The 16,915-nt window shown below is 66.9% G+C and carries 16 protein-coding genes; 10 read left to right on the forward strand and 6 right to left on the reverse strand.

The window, feature by feature from the left end; translation table 11 throughout:
- Position 1 precedes the first annotated feature (1 nt).
- The 4 genes from VA599_RS16965 (at position 2) to VA599_RS16980 (ending at position 3,250) form a co-directional block, all read left to right on the forward strand.
- Positions 2–550, forward strand: coding sequence for a GNAT family N-acetyltransferase (locus VA599_RS16965; protein WP_346789677.1), 549 nt, complete (start codon positions 2–4; stop codon positions 548–550).
- Between the two features lie 15 nt (positions 551–565).
- A complete protein-coding gene (locus VA599_RS16970) occupies positions 566–1,465 on the forward strand; it encodes a patatin-like phospholipase family protein (RefSeq protein WP_346789679.1) in 900 nt (299 codons plus the stop codon).
- 83 nt (positions 1,466–1,548) lie between these two features.
- Positions 1,549–2,199, forward strand: coding sequence for a glutathione S-transferase family protein (locus VA599_RS16975; protein ID WP_046168118.1), 651 nt, complete (start codon positions 1,549–1,551; stop codon positions 2,197–2,199).
- 166 nt (positions 2,200–2,365) lie between these two features.
- Positions 2,366–3,250 (forward strand): sterol desaturase family protein, encoded by an 885-nt coding sequence (locus VA599_RS16980; RefSeq protein ID WP_346789681.1) that lies wholly within the window; start codon positions 2,366–2,368, stop codon positions 3,248–3,250.
- A 66-nt stretch (positions 3,251–3,316) separates the two neighbouring features.
- Here the strand turns inward: VA599_RS16980 and VA599_RS16985 are convergent, their stop codons facing one another.
- A complete protein-coding gene (locus VA599_RS16985; protein WP_346789683.1) occupies positions 3,317–4,012 on the reverse strand; it encodes a glycine zipper 2TM domain-containing protein in 696 nt (231 codons plus the stop codon).
- 349 nt (positions 4,013–4,361) lie between these two features.
- On the opposite strand from VA599_RS16985, the gene VA599_RS16990 reads away from it, so the two are divergent.
- The 3 genes from VA599_RS16990 (at position 4,362) to VA599_RS17000 (ending at position 8,970) form a co-directional block, all read left to right on the forward strand.
- The gene (locus tag VA599_RS16990) at positions 4,362–5,732 is read left to right on the forward strand and encodes an amino acid permease (RefSeq protein WP_346789684.1); all 1,371 of its coding nucleotides are present in this window, start codon (positions 4,362–4,364) and stop codon (positions 5,730–5,732) included.
- Between the two features lie 328 nt (positions 5,733–6,060).
- The gene (locus VA599_RS16995) at positions 6,061–7,437 is read left to right on the forward strand and encodes an amino acid permease (RefSeq protein WP_104945960.1); all 1,377 of its coding nucleotides are present in this window, start codon (positions 6,061–6,063) and stop codon (positions 7,435–7,437) included.
- A 219-nt stretch (positions 7,438–7,656) separates the two neighbouring features.
- Positions 7,657–8,970 carry a sodium-dependent transporter gene (locus VA599_RS17000; protein WP_346789686.1) on the forward strand — a complete coding sequence of 438 codons (1,314 nt, stop codon included), beginning with the start codon at positions 7,657–7,659 and terminating at the stop codon, positions 8,968–8,970.
- Here the strand turns inward: VA599_RS17000 and VA599_RS17005 are convergent.
- From VA599_RS17005 to VA599_RS17020, 4 genes are all read right to left on the reverse strand, one after another.
- On the reverse strand, positions 8,965–9,288 hold the full coding sequence (locus tag VA599_RS17005) for an AzlD domain-containing protein (protein ID WP_346789688.1): 324 nt from the start codon (positions 9,286–9,288) through the stop codon (positions 8,965–8,967). The genes VA599_RS17000 and VA599_RS17005 overlap by 6 nt on opposite strands.
- Positions 9,285–9,995 carry an AzlC family ABC transporter permease gene (locus VA599_RS17010; RefSeq protein ID WP_346789689.1) on the reverse strand — a complete coding sequence of 237 codons (711 nt, stop codon included), beginning with the start codon at positions 9,993–9,995 and terminating at the stop codon, positions 9,285–9,287. Before VA599_RS17010 ends, VA599_RS17005 begins: the two co-directional genes overlap by 4 nt.
- A 97-nt stretch (positions 9,996–10,092) precedes the next feature.
- Positions 10,093–10,926 carry a helix-turn-helix domain-containing protein gene (locus VA599_RS17015; RefSeq protein WP_346789691.1) on the reverse strand — a complete coding sequence of 278 codons (834 nt, stop codon included), beginning with the start codon at positions 10,924–10,926 and terminating at the stop codon, positions 10,093–10,095.
- Positions 10,927–11,011: 85 nt separating this feature from the next.
- Entirely contained in the window at positions 11,012–11,659 is a 648-nt protein-coding gene (locus tag VA599_RS17020; protein WP_021479179.1) for a MarC family NAAT transporter, read from the reverse strand.
- A gap of 189 nt (positions 11,660–11,848) precedes the next feature.
- Between VA599_RS17020 and VA599_RS17025 the strand changes: the two genes are divergently transcribed.
- The 3 genes from VA599_RS17025 to dinB all read left to right on the forward strand — a co-directional run bounded on the left by VA599_RS17025 (position 11,849) and on the right by dinB (position 14,113).
- On the forward strand, positions 11,849–12,304 hold the full coding sequence (locus tag VA599_RS17025) for a copper chaperone PCu(A)C (RefSeq protein WP_021479180.1): 456 nt from the start codon (positions 11,849–11,851) through the stop codon (positions 12,302–12,304).
- A gap of 357 nt (positions 12,305–12,661) precedes the next feature.
- The gene (locus VA599_RS17030) at positions 12,662–12,961 is read left to right on the forward strand and encodes an Rdx family protein (RefSeq protein ID WP_021479181.1); all 300 of its coding nucleotides are present in this window, start codon (positions 12,662–12,664) and stop codon (positions 12,959–12,961) included.
- A 6-nt stretch (positions 12,962–12,967) separates the two neighbouring features.
- Complete coding sequence (dinB, locus tag VA599_RS17035) at positions 12,968–14,113, forward strand: DNA polymerase IV (protein WP_346789693.1); 1,146 nt, start codon at positions 12,968–12,970, stop codon at positions 14,111–14,113.
- Positions 14,114–14,119: 6 nt separating this feature from the next.
- Here the strand turns inward: dinB and VA599_RS17040 are convergent, their stop codons facing one another.
- Positions 14,120–16,876 carry a M16 family metallopeptidase gene (locus VA599_RS17040; RefSeq protein ID WP_346789695.1) on the reverse strand — a complete coding sequence of 919 codons (2,757 nt, stop codon included), beginning with the start codon at positions 16,874–16,876 and terminating at the stop codon, positions 14,120–14,122.
- Positions 16,877–16,915 lie beyond the last annotated feature (39 nt).

Genomic DNA, 16,915 nt, shown 5'->3' on the forward strand with positions numbered 1-16,915 from the left:
CATGGAATTGGAAATCCGTCCCGCGGGTCCGGGCGACGCGGCTTCTCTCGCCGCGCTGTCGATCCAGGTGTGGCTGAGCACCTATGCCATCGACGGCATCCGCCAGGCGTTGGCCGACTATGTGCTGACGGAATTCACGCCGGAAAAGATGGCTGCCTTGATCGCCGATCCGGCGCGCCAACTGTTGGTGATGGAGAACAATGGCCATCTGCTGGGCTACGCGCAACTGAAATTGGACGAAACTTGCGCCGGCTGCGATGACCCGTCCCTGGAGATGGAGCGGCTCTATCTGGTGGAGAGCCACACCGGCCAGGGCCTGGGGCGGCGGCTGATGGCGGCGGCGCGGCAATGGGCTGCAGCGCAGCCAGGCCAGCCGCGGTTGTGGCTGAGGGTGTGGCACGGCAACGAACGCGCGATCGCCTTCTACCGCGGCATCGGCATGGCTGTCCATGGCGAAACCCATTTCGAATTGGAGGGCGCGAAGCATCTGAATTACGTGATGCTGGACCCCGCGCCCGTTGGGGCGGCCCTGGCGGCCGCCGATGTCTGAAAGACCGATGCAATCATGATTAGCAAGAGCATTCTACGTCCCGCGCTGCTGGCCGGGATCGCGTCCCTATTATCCGCCTGCATGAGCGCCACGCCGCCGGACAGCGGCCAGGTCGCCAAGCCGCTGCAGAAACCCAGGATCGCGCTGGCGCTGGGCGGCGGCGCGGTGAAGGGCTTCGCCCATATCGGCGTGATCAAGGTGCTGGAAGGCGCCGGCATCACGCCGGACATCATCGTCGGCACCAGCGCCGGCAGCGTGGTGGGCAGCCTGTACGCGTCCGGCCTGACCGGCATGCAGCTGCAGCAGCGCGCGATCGCGCTCGACCAGGCCGACCTCACCGACTGGACGCTGTCCACCAAGGGCGTGATCAAGGGCGAGAAGCTGCAGAACTGGATCAACGCCCAGGTGGGCAACCGTCCGTTGGAAAAACTGGGCAAGCCGTTCGCCGCGGTGGCCACCGAGCTGGATTCCGGCCGCCGGGTAGTGTTCCGCACCGGCAACACCGGCCAGGCGGTGCGCGCCTCGGCCAGCATCCCCAACGTGTTCCTGCCGGTGAAGATAGGAGGCAAGAGCTATGTCGACGGCGGCCTGGTCAGCCCGGTGCCGGTCAGCGCCGCGCGCGAGATGGGCGCGCAGTTCGTCATCGCCGTCGACATCACCGGCCGTCCCAAGGCCGGCCGCGCCACCGGTTTCCTGTCGATGCTGGATCAGAGCCTGAGCATCATGAACGGCCCGGCGCTGGCGCAGGAATTGAAGCAGGCCGACGTGGTGATCCACCCGAATGTGCTGAATATCGGCTCGGCCGAGTTCGAGGCCCGCAACCAGGCCATTCTGGAAGGCGAGAAGGCGGCGCAGCAGATGCTGCCGCAGATCCGCCAATTGCTGCAGCAAAAGAGCCTGGCGCTGGCTAAATAAGGGAATAGGCTGGATGATGTAGGCCGCGCGCCGATGCCTCGCCCCGCATCGGCGCTTACGAACCCATCGCTATTGGAGTCGGCATGATCAAACTGCACGGTATCCCGCTGTCGCCCTACTACAACAAGGTGAAGATCGCCTTGCTGGAGAAGGGGGTCAATTTCCAGGAAGTGGTGACGACGCCTTCGCAAGAGGACGAGCTGCTGGAAAAGAGCCCGATGGGCAAGATTCCCTTCGTCGAGATCAACGGCCATCCGCTGGCCGAGTCCACGGTGATCCTGGAGTGGCTGGAGGACGCTTACCCCACCGCCTCGCTGCTGCCGCCGACGCCCAACAGCCGGGCGCTGGCGCGCGAGCTGACCGCGATGCTGGAGTTGTACGTGATGCTGCCGGCCAGCCCGCTGATCCGCCACATGCTGAAAGGCACCCGGCCGGAGCCGGAGAAGTGCGAGGAGATCCGCCAGGCGCTGGCGCGCGGCATCGGCGCGGTGGCCAAGCTGGCGCAGTGCCGTCCTTGGCTCGCCGGCGAGGATTTCAGCTTCGCCGACCTCAGCGCCGCCGGCATCCTGCCGGTGGTGGCGCGCCTGAGCCAGACCTTTCTCGGCGAGGACATGACGCAGCGGCTGGAAGGCTGTAGCGACTACTTGCGCCGCCTGGGCGAGCGCCCCAGCGTGGCGCGGGTGTGGAGCGAGCGCGACGCGTCTCTGGCCGCGCTGATGGCCCGTCGCGACTGAATACGGCGGCCTGGCGGCTATCTCGATGATTCGGGATAGCCGCTTTTGATATGGCTTTCCCGCCACAGCGCGCCGGGAAAGCGCGCCGGCCGGATGGCGGCGATTGACAGCCCTCCATGCATAGAGCTTAAACTCCAATCAAGTGTTTGCTCTATGGTGGGGTGCGATGAAATTCCCGGTTGAACTGATTCTCTTGGCGCTGGCGCCGGTTTTTCTGCTGTTCGTCGCGTGGGAGTTGTGGCTGTTCCGGCGCCAGGGCCGGCTTGGCTTGTACAACTGGCGCGATTCGCTGTGCAGCGCGGCGCTGGGCTTGCTGCACCAGGGCGCGGACAAGCTGGCCTGGGTATTGGTGCTGCCGCTGTACGGCTGGATCTACCAGCACCACCGGCTGTTAGATTTTTCCGATGGCTGGCTGAGTTTCTTCCTGCTCTTCCTCGGCCAGGACTTCCTCTATTACTGGTTCCACCGCGGCAGCCACCGGGTGCGCTGGCTGTGGGCGGCGCATAGCGTCCACCACAGTTCGACGCGGATGAATTTCACCACCGCCTTCCGCCAGAGCCTGATGTATCCGCTGGCCGGCATGTGGGCGTTCTGGCTGCCGCTGGCCTGGGTTGGCTTCCCGCCCGAGCAGGTGGTGGCGGTGGTGCTGCTCAACCTGGCCTTCCAGTTCTTCGTCCACACCCAGGCCACGCCCAAGCTGGGCTGGCTGGAGTACGTGTTCAACACGCCGTCGATACACCGCGGCCACCACGCCAAGAATCCCCGCTACATCGACCACAATTACGCCGGCGTGCTGGTGGTCTGGGACCGGATGTTCGGCACCTATGCCGAGGAGCTGGACAGCGACCCGTGCGACTACGGCACGGTGAAGCCGGTGAACAGCTTCAATCCCTTGTGGGTCAGCCTGGTGGAATGGCGCGACATGCTGGCCGAGGCCTGGCGCGCTGATGGCTGGCGCGACCGGCTGGTGTTGCTGTTCGGCCCGCCGGAGGCGGCGGAGAAGGTGGCGGAACGACAGCGCGCCGGGGAGGCGAGGCGGGCCGCGGCCTGAGGTTTGGAATGGAAAAAGGCCCGGCGATGCCGGGCCTTGTCTTTGGTTGCGGCCGATCCGTCCGGATCAGATCAGCAGCTTGCCGTCCTTGGCTGGCAGGGTCTTGCCCTTCGGCTTCTCGTCCATGCGCACGGTGCCGGTTTTGCCGTCCAGCGAGTAGCGCACGTTGTAGCCGACGATCTTCTCGGTCTTTGTTTCTTCAGTGTTGCAGATGGTGCGGGTGCCGGTCACTTGGTCGCGTTGCTGCATGCCTTCCTGCACCCGGTTGCCGGCGTAGCCGCCGGCCAGCGCGCCGATCACGGTGGCCGCCTTCTTGCCGTTGCCGCCGCCTACCTGGTTGCCCAGCAGGCCGCCGACCACGCCGCCGAGCACCGAGCCGGCGATGCGGTTTTCATCCTGCACCGGAGCTTGGTGCACCACTTGCTCTTGGTGGCAGACCTGTTTGGGTTCGGTGCCCGCCTCGCGGATAGGCGTCACGCCCAGGATTCGGGCGTGGGTGGCGTGCACGGGCTTCGGTGCCGGCTTGGGCGCGGCAGCGACTACCGGCGTGGACGCCTGCGGCGCAGGCTGAGCCAGAGTGGACGACGCCGCGCTGGGCGCCAGCGCCTGGATGGCCGGAGCCGAGGCCTGGGCCAGCGGGGCGCTGGCGACGATGGCGGTTTCCGGTTTCGACGACTTCATGGCCTGGATGCCGGCCACGCCCACCGCGCCGAGCGCGATGCCGCCGCCGAGCACGCTGGCGATCAATACGGATTGCTTCATTGTTCTCTCCCTGATGTGACGCACGGGTCACTCAATGCCTTCGACCGGGATTATCGACAAACAGTTGCAAGAGCTGTGTGTGGCATTTGTCACTGCTGGTAACGGAACGTTCGTGCCGGAGATGGGGCGGCGGATGCGGAAAATTCGCAGCTAGATAGGTCTGATTGAGCAATTTATGGTTTGAAGTTGCAGAAAACGGGGAATTTTATTTTTAAAATTCAATCATTGTGCATATTTTGGGCATTTATATTGTATCCAATGGTTTGACGGCAATGTCGTGCTGATGTTTAGATGGTTGCGCACCCGTCCGGGCGCGCGTTTGGCGCCCGCACCTCAAGGAGAATTCATAGTGAGCGAAGCCCACACCGGTTTGCAGCGACAGCTGAAAAACCGCCATATCCAGCTGATCGCGCTGGGCGGCGCCGTCGGCACCGGCCTGTTCCTCGGCTCGGCCAGCGTATTGAAGTCGGCCGGCCCGTCGATGATCCTCGGCTACGCCATCGCCGGCTTCATCGCCTTCATGATCATGCGCCAATTGGGCGAGATGGTGGCCGAGGAGCCGGTGGCCGGCTCGTTCAGCCACTTCGCCTACCGCTACTGGGGCAGCTTCCCCGGCTTCCTGTCCGGCTGGAACTACTGGGTGCTGTACGTGCTGGTGAGCATGGCCGAGCTGACCGCGGTCGGCGCTTACGTCCAGTACTGGTGGCCGCATGTGCCGGCCTGGCTGACCGCGCTGGTGTGCTTCGTCTGCATCAACGGCATCAACCTCGCCAACGTCAAATCCTACGGCGAAACCGAGTTCTGGTTCGCGCTGATCAAGGTGGCGGCGGTGATCGGCATGATCCTGTTCGGCGGCTATCTGCTGCTGTCCGGCACCGGCGGCCCGCAGGCTTCGGTCAGCAATCTGTGGAACGACGGCGGCTTCTTCCCGCACGGTTTCGGCGGCCTGTTCATGATGATGGCGGTGATCATGTTCTCCTTCGGCGGCCTGGAGCTGATCGGCATGACCGCGGCCGAGGCGTCCGACCCGCAAAAGACCATCCCCAAGGCCGTGAACCAGGTGATCTACCGCATTCTGATCTTCTACATCGGCTCGCTGGCGGTGCTGCTGTCGCTGTACCCGTGGAGCAAGGTGGCCGCCGGCGGCAGCCCCTTCGTGATGATTTTCGAGCAGATCGGCGCCGGCTTCACCGCGCACGCGCTGAACTTCGTGGTGCTGACCGCCGCGCTGTCGGTGTACAACAGCTGTGTCTATGCCACCAGCCGCATGCTGTTCGGCCTGGCCAGGCAGGGCAACGCGCCGCGGGCGCTGGGCAAGCTGGACACGCGCGGCGTGCCGGTGTACGCCACGCTGTTCTCCGCCGCGGCCACTTTCGCCTGCGTGATCCTGAACTACCTGCTGCCGGGCGAAGCGCTGGGCCTGCTGATGTCGCTGGTGGTGGCCGCGCTGGTCACCAACTGGGCGATGATCAGCCTGACCCACCTGAAATTCCGCCGCGCCAAGAGCGGCCAGAAGCTGGTGTTCCCGTCGTTCTGGTTCCCGCTGTCCAACTGGATCTGCCTGGCCTTCATGGTGATGATTCTGGGCATCCTGCTGTTCACGCCGGGCATGGCGGTGTCGGTTTACGTGCTGCCGGTGTGGCTGGGCCTGTTGTGGGCGGGCTTCCGCATGAAGCGCGCGAAGCGGCCGGACGCCGAACTGGCGCGCCAGCTGCCGTAAACCGCGGCGCCGGCCTGTCGGGCCGGCTTCGCGATGCCAGGCCGCCTCTTGAGGCGGCCTTGTCATTGGCGGCATGGTTATCAAGAGTTAGACTATTTGTCCGATATTTGTTCTTTGAGAGATGGCGGCTCCAGGCGAGCCTAGCCCGCAGCCTTTGACGAATTGCCCTGATTGTTTTAGTCTTTATTTGACTTGTACTGATTGGTACGTTTTTCAACGAGTTGTGCGGTTGGTTTTTATTGGACATTTTGTCTGATTTTGGGTGGTTCCCCGATAAGCTCCCTGTTTCCAGCGCCGTTCCAATTCACCCATATATGGAGGCGCCAAGGTGAGCGTTCCCTCGACTTCCAGCGGTTTGAAGCGCGAGCTGAAAAACCGGCACATTCAGTTGATCGCATTGGGCGGCGCCATCGGCACCGGCCTGTTCCTCGGCTCGGCCAGCGTGCTGAAGTCAGCCGGACCCTCGATGATTCTCGGTTACGCGGTCGCCGGCTTCATCATCTTCCTGATCATGCGCCAGCTTGGCGAAATGCTGACCGAAGAGCCGGTGGCCGGCTCGCTCAGCCATTTCGCCGGCCGCTACTGGGGCAGGTTCCCGGCCTTCCTGGCCGGCTGGAACTATTGGGCGCTGTATGTGCTGGCCGGCATGGCGGAACTGACCGCCGCCGGCGAATACGTCCGCTACTGGTGGCCGGAGGTGCCGACCTGGCTGACCGCGCTGGTCTGCTTCGCGGCGATCACCGGGGTTAACCTCGCCAGCGTCAAATACTATGGCGAGACCGAGTTCTGGTTCGCGCTGATCAAGGTGGGCGCGGTGATTTCAATGATCGTGTTCGGCGGCTACTTGCTGCTGTCCGGCACCGGCGGGCCGCAGGCCTCGGTCGGCAATCTGTGGAACGACGGCGGCTTCTTTCCGCACGGCTTCGGCGGACTGTTCATGTCGATGGCGGTGATCATGTTCTCCTTTGGCGGCCTGGAGCTGATCGGCATGGCCGCCGCGGAGACCCGCGATCCGCAGAAAACCATTCCTCGGGCGGTTAACCAAGTGATCTACCGCGTGCTGATCTTCTACATCGGTTCGTTGGCGGTGCTGTTGTCGCTGTACCCGTGGAGCAAGGTGGCCGCCGGCGGCAGCCCCTTCGTGATGATCTTCGACCAGATCGGCGTCGGCTTCGCCGCGCACGCGCTGAACTTCGTGGTGCTGACCGCGGCGCTGTCGGTGTACAACGGCGGCGTTTACGCCACCAGCCGCATGCTGTTCAGCATGGCGGAGCAGGGCAACGCGCCGCGCGGCCTGGGCAAGGTGGACAAGCGCGGCGTGCCGGTGAACGCCACCCTGGCCTCGGCGCTGGCCACCTTCGTGGGCGTGATCGTCAACTATCTGCTGCCCAGCGGCGCGCTGGCGCTATTGATGTCGCTGGTGGTGACGGCGCTGGTGATCAACTGGGTGCTGATCAGCCTGACCCACCTGAAGTTCCGCCGCGCCCGCGCCGGCCGCCGCTCGCTGTTTCCGGCGTTGTGGCATCCGTTCGCCAATTGGCTGTGCCTGGCCTTCATGGCGGCGATACTCGGCGTGATGTTGTTCACGCCCGGCATTGCGGTGTCGGTGTACGTGTTGCCGTTGTGGCTTGGCCTGTTGTGGCTGGGTTTCCGGCTGCGCGGCGCGCCGCGCGCCGAGGGCGAGCTGGCGGCGGAGAACGCTTGAGCGCGCACGCCGGGCTTGACGCCTGCGGGCGTTAACCGGCATGCTTGAACCATGATGAAGCAGATTATTTCACTCCAGACCCAAAATTGGTGGTGGCGCAGCTAAGCCGGCGCGCCAGGAGTGTTCACATCCGCTTTCCGGGCCGCCGTCATGGGCGGCCTTGTTGTATCCAGCTTTTCATCCCGTGCGGCGGCAAACAGTTTTGACTCAGGAGTTGTCATGCCACGCACGCAATGGGGTTCCCGCCTCGGTTTCATTCTGGCTTCGGCCGGCGCCACGGTGGGCCTCGGTTCCATCTGGAAATTCCCCTACGTCACCGCGATGAACGGCGGCGGCGCTTTTCTGCTGGTCTATCTGGCTTTCACCTTTACCCTGGGACTGGCTTTGCTGCAGGCCGAGCTGGCCTTGGGCCGCGCGGCCGGCTGCGGCGCGGTCGGCGCGTTCTCCAAACTGGGCTCGCCGCGCTGGAAGCTGCTGGGCTACGGCGGCGTGCTGTGCTGCTTCCTGGTGTTTTCCTTCTACAGCGTGGTCGGCGGCTGGACGCTGGGCTACCTGCTGCGCGCGCTGGACGGCCGGGTGATGAGCGACGACGTCAATGCGCTGGGCGCGCTGTTCGGCCAGTACGTTGGCGATCCGGCCGAGGCGCTGCTGACCCACGCGCTGTTCGCCGGCCTGACGCTGCTGGTGGTGGCGGGCGGTGTGCAGAAGGGCATCGAGCGTGTCGGCAAGCTGTTGATGCCGCTGCTGTTCCTGCTGATGCTGGCGCTGATCGTGCGCGCCTTGACCTTGCCCGGCGCGATGGCCGGGGTGGAGGCGCTGTTCCGTCCCGATTTCGCCCGGCTCGCGCCGGGCATGCTGGTGGAGGCGCTGGGCCTGGCCTGCTTCTCGCTGTCGGTGGGCGCCGGCTGCATGCTGGCCTATGGCTCCTACCTGGGGCCGGGCACCCGGCTCGGCAATTCCGCGTTGTGGGTGACCGGACTGACCGCGCTGACCTCGGTGCTGGCCGGTTTGATGATCTTCCCCGCCATCTACGCCTTCGGCCTGAATCCGCAGGCGGGCCCGGGGCTGACCTATATGGTGATGCCGGTGGTGTTCAACCATCTGCCCTACGGCCAGCTGTTCGCGACGGCGTTCTTCGCGCTGCTGCTGATGGCGGCGCTGACTTCGGCGGTGTCGCTGCTGGAGGTGGTGGCCATCCTGCCGATAGACGAGTTCGGCATCAGCCGGCGCAAGGCCGCGCTGGCGGTGACCGCGCTGGCCTTCCTGGCCGGCGTGCCGGCGGCATTGTCCTTTGGCCCATTGGCCGACTACAAGCTGTTCGGCCGCAATGCGTTCGAGCTGATGGACTACGCCGCGTCCAACGTGTTGTTGCCGCTGGGCTGCATCGGCACCGCGCTGTTCGCCGGCCGGGTGGCGTGGCCGGCGGTGCGGGACGAGCTGCGGTTGTCAGCGCCGGCGGCGATGCTGATGCGCGTCGCCTGCCGCTGGTTGGCGCCGCTGATGATAGGCCTGGTCTTGGCCTACAACCTATAGCAGCCAGCGCAGCGAGCCGTAGACGGCGAAACTGACGACGATGGCCAGCAGCGTCTTGCCGTTCTTCCAGGCGACGGCGATGGCGACGACGGTGCCGACCAGGTAGGCGTTATGCCAGGACAGATCTATGGTTCCGGCCGGCGCCAGCGCCATCGGCGCCACCAGCGCCGACAGCACCGCCGCCGGCACGTAGTGCAGCGCGCGGTTCAGCCAGCCGGGAAAGGCCAGCCGCTGGCCGAAGACCAGGAAGCTCGCGCGTATCGCCAGCGTGGCGGCCAGCATGCCGATGATGGCCGTCCAGTGTTGCCACCCGTTCATGCCGCCTCCCGTTTCTGTCCGCGTTCAAGCAGCATGCCGGCGGCGACGCCGGCCAGCGCCGCCAGCATCAGGTCCAGCTTGTAGGGCAGGCCGCGGGCCAGCAGCGCGACCGCGCCCGCGGCCAGCGCCGCGGCCAGCGTCGGCCGCTTCTTCAACTGCGGCGCGACGATGGCGGCGAAGGTGGCCACCATCGCGAAGTCCAGCCCCAATCTGTCCAGTCCCGACACCGAGCGCCCCAGCGCCACGCCGGCCAGCGTCCACAGCTGCCAGTTCAGATACATGGACAGCGATGATCCCAGCCAATACCACTGGCCGCCGTCCGCGCCCAGGCTGCGGAAGCGGTGCTCCACCACGGCGAAGGTTTCGTCGGTGAGCCAGAACGCCAGCGGCCAGCGCCAGGCCAGCGGCCACGGCCGGGCGTAGGGCAGCAGCGTGGCGCTGTACAGCGCATGGCGCAGGTTGACGACCAAGGTGGTCAGCCAGATCACCGGCAGGGCGGCGCCGGCGGAAACCAGGCTGACGGCGATGAATTGCGAGGAGCCGGCGAAAACCAGCAGCGACATCGCCGCGGTTGCGGCGGGCGACAGTCCGGCGGCGATGGCCAGGGTGCCGAAGATCACGCCGAACGGCGCCGCGCCCACCATCATCGGAATGGTGTCGCGCGCGCCGTCCAGCAGCCAGCGGCGGCGGTCGGATAAGGATGGCATCGGTGAATCCTGGGGAGCGGCGGGGCCGGATGTCGGCCCCATATTCCTGATGATGGCGTAGGCGGCGCGGGCTGTCTTGAACGATTTTGCCGCCGGATCAGCCGGCGCGCGCGCCCACCGCCCGCTGGTAGGCGGCGGGCGTGATGCCCAGCGCTTGCTGAAACGCGCGGGTCAGGTGCGGCTGGTCGGCGAAGCCCAGCTCCAGCGCCGCCGCGCCGGGCCGCATGCCGGCCGCCAGCAGCTTGCGGGCGCGCGCCACCCGCAGCTGGTTGCGCCAAGCCACCGGCGGCAGCCCGGTCTCGCGCTTGAACTGGCGGCACAGCTGCCAGGGCGACAGGCCGACCGCCGCCGCCATTTGCTGCAGCGAGTGGTTGGCGGCGGGATCGTCGGCCAGCATCTGCCTGACGATTTCCACGGCGCCGGGGGCGGCCGCCTGCTCATGGGGGCGCAGCCGCATGTATTTGACCAACACCTCGCTGAACACCGCGGCCAGCGCCGATTCGCGCCGCAGCGCGTCGCGGCTGTCGCGCAGCAGCAGGTGCAGGCCGTCCAGCCGGCGCGCCAGGCCGGGGTCGACCACCACGGTGTCGCGGAAATAGGGCAGGCCCGCCTTGCCGTTCAGGTCGGCGGCCAGGCAGCCCATCATGTCGACGCCGGGATAGAAGCCGCGATAGGCCCAGCCGTTTTTGTGGGCGGTTTCGCCGGTGTGCACCTCGCCGGGATTGATCAGCACCAGCGCGCCGACGCCGGCGCGGTGCAGGCCGCCGCGGTGGCGGTAGGACTGCGCGCCCAGGGTCAGCGTGTTGACGACGAACTGCTCGTGGAAATGGGGCGGGAAGGTCCGCTCGGCGTATTGCGCGTCCAGGCATTCCAGCGCGCCGAGGTCGTCGGCGCGGAACAGCTCGGAGCGTTCGGCGGAAAGGGCGGGCATGGAGAGGACCTGCGGTGATGGTCCGCCCATTGTGGCAGAGGCGGCGCGGCTTGTGCGCGCCGGCTTGCCTGGCTTGGGCTGCGGCTCAGGAGCCGGCCATGAAGGTGCGGATGCCGGAGCCGACGAACTGCACGCCGATGCAGATCAGCAAAAAGCCCATCAGCCGGGTCATCACCTCGCGGCCGCCGCGGCCCAGCCGCTCCGAGATCAGCAGCGACGATTTCAGCGTCAGCCACATGCCGGCGCAGGTCAGGCCGATGGCGGCGAAAGTCATCGCGAAAGCCAGCGCCTTGGCTGGCAGCGTGGACAGTTCGGCGATCTCGGTGGAAATGCCGATCACCACCGCGATGGTGCCGGGGCCGCTGATGCCGGGCATCGCCAGCGGGAAGAAGGCGTAGTCCTCGCGCTCGCCGGACTGTTTGGGCGCCTGGCCGGGGTCTTGCGACAGAAACAGCATGCGATAGCCCAGCACCGCCACCACGAAGCCGCCGGCGATGCGCAGCGCGCCGTAGGAAATGCCGAAGGCGGCCATGATCAGGTTGCCGGCCAGCAGGCTCACCGCCATGATGGCGGCGGCGAACACGCAGGCGCGGCGGGCTTGCGAGTCGCGGTGCGTATCGCTCATTTCGCGGGTCAGCGTGATGAACAGCGGAATCTTGGACAGCGGATTGGTGATGGTGATCAGGCTGAGCAGACCGCCGAACAGGAATTGCAGCGACAGGGTTTTGAACATGGTGTTGAGGCCGGGTATCTAGCCCGCCGATTGTAGAGGCTTACGTTGCCCTGGGGTAGCCGGGGGCTGCGCTTTAGACCGGCGGCATGGCAAGGTGTGGCGCAAGGCCGACGGATGCGGCAATTTGTCGCGTTCATCGGCCCGCGCGGCGTGCTAGAGTGAGAGCCATTTTCAATTGGAGACCCCGCGATGAAACGTTTCGCCGCCGCCCTGTTGGGCCTGTGCCTGTCCGGCCTGGCAGCCGCCCACTCCTTCCAACTGGGCGCCATCCACATCGGCCATCCGTGGAGCCGCGCGATGCCGGCCGCCAGCCAGACCGGCGGCGTCTACCTATCGCTGGAAAACCAGGGCAAGGCCGAGGACAAGCTGGTGTCGGCCAGCACGCCGCGCGCCGAGCGCGCCGAGCTGCACACCCACGTCAACGACAACGGCGTGATGCGGATGCGCAAGGTGGAAGGCGGCGTGGCGATCGCGCCGGGCCAGACCGTCAAGTTCGCGCCGGGCAGCTACCACATCATGCTGATGGGCCTGAAGCAGCCGCTGAAGGCCGGCGACCGCTTCCCGCTGACGCTGGGCTTCGAGAAGGCCGGCCAGGTGGAAGTGCAGGTGGTGGTGCAGGACGGCGCCGACGACCACGCGCACTGATAGCGCTACCAAACGACGCCCGCAGCAGCTTGCCGCCATTTTCGGCGCAAGCTGCTGTTTTTTTGTTTGTTTGTTGGCGTTGCGCCGAAGTTACATGCTGCTTCGCAGCAATGCGAGCCGCGACCATTCCGGACTTTACAGTCCAGGCCCGGCTGGGCACACTGGCCCGAGCAACAAAGTTGAACAAGACGATATCCGCGACGCCGGCCCCCGACTCGGCACTGCGCCAAGTCTGCCAAATAAAAGAGAAATGATGGAGGAGAGGGTGCCTCGCACCCGCACAACACGCTGCAAACAGGGGGTCGGCGCCGTTTTTTACGTTATGCTGTCGTTTTGTTCCCGCCTTGTCTTTCCATCATGAATCCGTCCGACTCCCCCGCTTCCCTTCCCCGCGTCGTCATCCACTACTGCACCGGCTGCCGTTGGCTGCTTCGCGCCGGCTGGCTGGCCCAGGAACTGCTGACCACCTTTGAAAAAGAACTGGCCGAGGTGGCGCTGCGTCCCGGCAGCGGCGGCGTGTTCCGCGTCGAGGTCGACGGCGAATTGCTGTGGGACCGCAAGGCGGAGGACGGTTTTCCCGAGCTGAAAATCCTCAAGCAGCGGCTGCGCGACCGCATCGCGCCGGACAAGGCGCTGGGGCACAGCGACCGTCCCTGATTCCCGATGAACGCCCCGCAACGCAAGATCATCCACGTCGACTGCGACTGCTTCTACGCCGCGATCGAGATGCGCGACGACCCCAGCCTGCGCGATGTGCCGCTGGCGGTGGGCGGACGTCCGGAAACGCGCGGCGTGGTGGCCACCTGCAACTACATCGCGCGCCGCTACGGCGTGCACTCGGCGATGTCGTCGGCGCGGGCGCTCAGGCTGTGTCCGGAGCTGGTGATCCTGCCGCCGGACATGGCGCGCTACCGGCTGGCCAGCCAGCAGATCATGGCCATCTACCAGCGCTATACCGATGTGATCGAGCCGCTGTCGCTGGACGAGGCCTATCTGGACGTCACCGGCCAGCCGCATGAGCAGGGCAGCGCCACGCTGATGGCCGAGGCGATACGCCGCCAGATCCGCGACGAGGTGGGCATCACCGCGTCGGCCGGCATCGCGCCCAATAAATTCCTGGCCAAGGTGGCCAGCGACTGGAACAAGCCGGACGGCCAGTTCCTGATCCGCCCGCGCGACGTCGACGCCTTCGTGGTCACCTTGCCGGTGGAGAAGATACACGGCGTCGGCCGCGTCACCGCCGAGCGGCTGCATCGGCTGGGCATACACAGCTGCGGCGATCTCAGGCGCTGGTCGCCGGCCGACCTGTTCCGCCATTTCGGCAGCTTCGGCGAGCGGCTGCTGGCGCTGTCGCAGGGCCGCGACGAGCGGCCGGTGTCCACCGACCGCAGCCGCAAGACGATCAGCGTCGAGGAGACCTACGCCCAGGACCTGCCCGACCTCGCCAACTGCCTGTCCAAGCTGCCGGAACTGGCGGACCGGCTGCAGGCGCGGCTGGCGCGCAGCGGCAGCCCCGAGTTCAAGGGCTTGTCGGTGAAGCTCAAGTTCGACGATTTCAGCCAGACCACGGTGGAGCAGCCGGGCTACGCGCTGTCGATGGCGGCGTTCGGCCAGCTGCTGCGCACCGGCTACGCCCGCGGCGCCCGCCCGGTGCGCTTGCTGGGCGTGGGGGTGAAGCTGGCCGACGATTTCGACCTGCCGCGCCAGCTCAGGCTGTTCGGCCGCGACGGCCGGCCGCTGCCGGACAGCGCGCCGGCCGGCGAGGAGACGCCGCCGCCGGAGGGGCCGGCGGCGGATGCGCCCGTTTGACGCGCCTTACTTGGCCGCGGCCGGCTTGGCGGCGAAGTCGCCGGCGTAGGCCTGGGTCAACAGTTCCGGCTGCAGATACTTGCGCAGCGCGGCGTTGACCTCGTCCACTGTCAGCGCGTCCAGCATCGCCAGCCGCTCGCGGGTGAAGGCCATGGTGCGGCCCTGCCACAGCTGGCGCTGCAGCAGGTCGCTGAGCGGGCCGTCCTGGGCCAGTGCCACCTGGTAGGTCCGCCGCAGGCCCTGCTTGGCTTCGGCCAGCTCCTCGGCGGCGACGCCGTCTCGCCGCAGCCGCGCCAGCTCCTCGGCCACGCCCTGTTTCAGCTTGTCCAGATTCTGCGGCGCGAAGATCGCGCCCATCCGCCACGCGCCCACCTTGCCGAAGCTGGCGGCGTCGACGCCGCTGCCGGCGCCGTAGCTGATGCCGTCCTGCTGGCGCAGCCGCGCCAGCAGCCGCGATTGCGCGCCGCCGCCCAGTATTTCGTTGGCCAGCAGCAGCGCCGGGTAGTCGGGCGAATCGTCGCCGATGGCCAGCGGCAGCGAGGCGCTGTAGACGGCGTTGGCCTTGTCCGGCGTGGCGACGGACAGGCTGGCCGGCTTAGGTTGCGGCAGCAGGCCGTCCACGCGCTGGTAGGCGGCCTTGCTGTTCCAGCGGCCAAACAGCTGGTCCAGTTGGCCGCGGACGGCGGCGGCGTCGAAGTCGCCGACCAGGGCCAGCTGCGCGTGGTCGGCGCCGTAGAACTGCTGGTGGAAGCGCTTGAGCGCGTCCAGCTTCACGCCGGCGATGTCGCGGTAGGATTCGTCCAGCGTCGGGCTGTAGCGGATGTCATCCTTGGCGTAGGCGTTCAGCTGCTGATTGACCGCCTGGCCGGCCAGCGCCTGCGGCTCGCCGCGCGAGGAATCGATGCCGGCCAGCGCCTGGCGTTTCAGCTGCTCGAACTCGTCGGCGGGGAAGGCCGGCTGCTGCAGCAGCTCGGCGATCAGCTCCAGCAGCGCGGGCAGGTTCTGGCGGGTGGTCTTGAAGCGCACTTGCAGGTCCTGGCCGTCCTGGCCGATGTCCAGGCTGGCCTGCAGCGCGTCCAGCTTGTCGGAGATGGCCGCGCGGCCGAGCTTGCGGCTGCCGCGCTCCAGCATATTGGCGGTTAGTTCGGCCGCGGCGGCCTGGCCGCGCAGATTGCCGGCGTCGCCGAAGGAGAAGCTGAACGCGCCGTGCACGACGTTGCCGCGGGTCTGCTTGGACAGCAGCGCGACTGACGCGCCGTTGGCGAGCCGGCCGCGCTGGGTGCGGGCCTCGATATTGGCCGGGCTGGCGTCGAAGGCCTCGCCGGCGGCGACGGCGGCCTTGCCCTTGTAATCGGCCACCAGCGCGGCCACGTCCGGCACCGGCGGGATCGCGGCGCGGTCGGGCTTGGCGGTGGGGATGAACTGGCCGTAGCTGCGGTTGCTGGGCTTGAAGTAGTTTTCCGCCGCCCGCTGCACGTCGGCCACGGTCAGCGCCGCGATGCGGTCGCGCTGCAGGAAATACAGCCGCCAGTCGCCCAGCGCGATGGACTCGGACAACTGCACCGCCAGCCGCTGCGGATCGTTCAGCGTCTGGTCGATGTCCTTCAAGAGCGCGGCCTTGGCGCGCTTGAGTTCGGCGGCGGTGATGGGCTTGGCGCGGATGGCTTCGACGGTGGCCTGCAGGATGGGGCGGGCCTGGGCCAGGCTCTGGCGCTTGGACAGCTCGGCCAGGAACACGATGTAGCCGGGCTCGGCCAGCTCGAACGGCATCGCGCTGACGCCGACGGCCTTGTGGGCGGCGACCAGGTTCTTGTACAGGCGGCCGTTGGGCGTGTCGGCCAGGATCGCCGCCAGCGCCTGCAGCGCGGCGCTGTCCGGGTGGCTGCCGGCCGCGGTGCGGTACAGCGTCGCCGCCAGCTGGGTGTCGCCGACGCGGCGCACGGTCACTTCGCGCTCGCCGTCGCGCTGCGGCTCCTCGGTCCAGGTGGGCGCGAGTTCGCGCTGCGGCCGCGGGATCTTGCCGAACAGCGCTTCGATCCGCGCCAGCGCGCGGGTAGGGTCGAACTTGCCGCCCACCACCAACACGGCGTTGTCGGGCTGGTAATACTTGCGGTAGAAGGCTTGCAGGTTTTCGATGCGCACCTTTTCCACGTCGGAGCGCGCGCCTATCGTGCTATGGCCGTAGTTGTGCCAGTCGAAGCTGATCGCCGACAGCTGCTTCCACAGCACGTTGGCCGGGTTGTTCTCGCCCTGCTCCATCTCGTTGCGCACCACCGAGAACTCGGTGTCCAGATCGCTTCTGGCCACCTTGCTGTTGACCATGCGGTCGGCTTCCATCGCCAGCGCCCAATCCAGGCTGGCCTCGTCGGCGGGGAAGGTTTCGAAGTAGTTGGTGCGGTCGAAGAAGGTGGAGCCGTTGAACTGCATGCCGCGCTTGGACAGCTCGGACATCAGGTTGCCGCTGGTGGGCGTGCCCTTGAACAGCATGTGCTCCAGCAAGTGGGCCATGCCGGTTTCGCCGTAGCCTTCGTGGCGGCTGCCGACCAGATAGGTCAGATTGACGGTGGTGGTGGGCTTGGAGTCGTCGGGCGCCAGCAGCACGCGCAGGCCGTTGGCCAGCCGGTATTCGCTGATGCCTTCGGCGCTGGCGTAGGGGGCGGCCGCCTGCGCGCGCTGGGCGGCCGGCGCGGCGGTTTCGGCGTGGACGGACAGCGCGGGCGACAAGGCCAGCGCCAGCAGCAGGCTCAGGGTCTTCAGTCTCATGGATTAAGTTGCGTTTCCTTGCTGGATGGGGAGGAGCGT

Origin of the sequence: Chromobacterium indicum, from assembly GCF_039708975.1 — a bacterium.
Lineage (GTDB): Bacteria > Pseudomonadota > Gammaproteobacteria > Burkholderiales > Chromobacteriaceae > Chromobacterium > Chromobacterium piscinae.

Excerpts from the sequence above, each read along its gene's own strand:
- VA599_RS17025 (WP_021479180.1), top strand. The coding sequence starts at position 11,849 with ATGAAACGTTTCGCCGCCGCCCTGTTGGGCCTGTGCCTGTCCGGCCTG.
- VA599_RS17020 (WP_021479179.1), bottom strand. The coding sequence starts at position 11,659 with ATGTTCAAAACCCTGTCGCTGCAATTCCTGTTCGGCGGTCTGCTCAGC.
- VA599_RS16970 (WP_346789679.1), top strand. The coding sequence starts at position 566 with ATGATTAGCAAGAGCATTCTACGTCCCGCGCTGCTGGCCGGGATCGCG.
- VA599_RS17010 (WP_346789689.1), bottom strand. The coding sequence starts at position 9,995 with ATGCCATCCTTATCCGACCGCCGCCGCTGGCTGCTGGACGGCGCGCGC.
- dinB (WP_346789693.1), top strand. The coding sequence starts at position 12,968 with ATGAACGCCCCGCAACGCAAGATCATCCACGTCGACTGCGACTGCTTC.
- VA599_RS16985 (WP_346789683.1), bottom strand. The coding sequence starts at position 4,012 with ATGAAGCAATCCGTATTGATCGCCAGCGTGCTCGGCGGCGGCATCGCG.
- VA599_RS17030 (WP_021479181.1), top strand. The coding sequence starts at position 12,662 with ATGAATCCGTCCGACTCCCCCGCTTCCCTTCCCCGCGTCGTCATCCAC.
- VA599_RS17005 (WP_346789688.1), bottom strand. The coding sequence starts at position 9,288 with ATGAACGGGTGGCAACACTGGACGGCCATCATCGGCATGCTGGCCGCC.
- VA599_RS16975 (WP_046168118.1), top strand. The coding sequence starts at position 1,549 with ATGATCAAACTGCACGGTATCCCGCTGTCGCCCTACTACAACAAGGTG.
- VA599_RS17015 (WP_346789691.1), bottom strand. The coding sequence starts at position 10,926 with ATGCCCGCCCTTTCCGCCGAACGCTCCGAGCTGTTCCGCGCCGACGAC.
- VA599_RS16965 (WP_346789677.1), top strand. The coding sequence starts at position 2 with ATGGAATTGGAAATCCGTCCCGCGGGTCCGGGCGACGCGGCTTCTCTC.
- VA599_RS17040 (WP_346789695.1), bottom strand. The coding sequence starts at position 16,876 with ATGAGACTGAAGACCCTGAGCCTGCTGCTGGCGCTGGCCTTGTCGCCC.
- VA599_RS17000 (WP_346789686.1), top strand. The coding sequence starts at position 7,657 with ATGCCACGCACGCAATGGGGTTCCCGCCTCGGTTTCATTCTGGCTTCG.
- VA599_RS16980 (WP_346789681.1), top strand. The coding sequence starts at position 2,366 with ATGAAATTCCCGGTTGAACTGATTCTCTTGGCGCTGGCGCCGGTTTTT.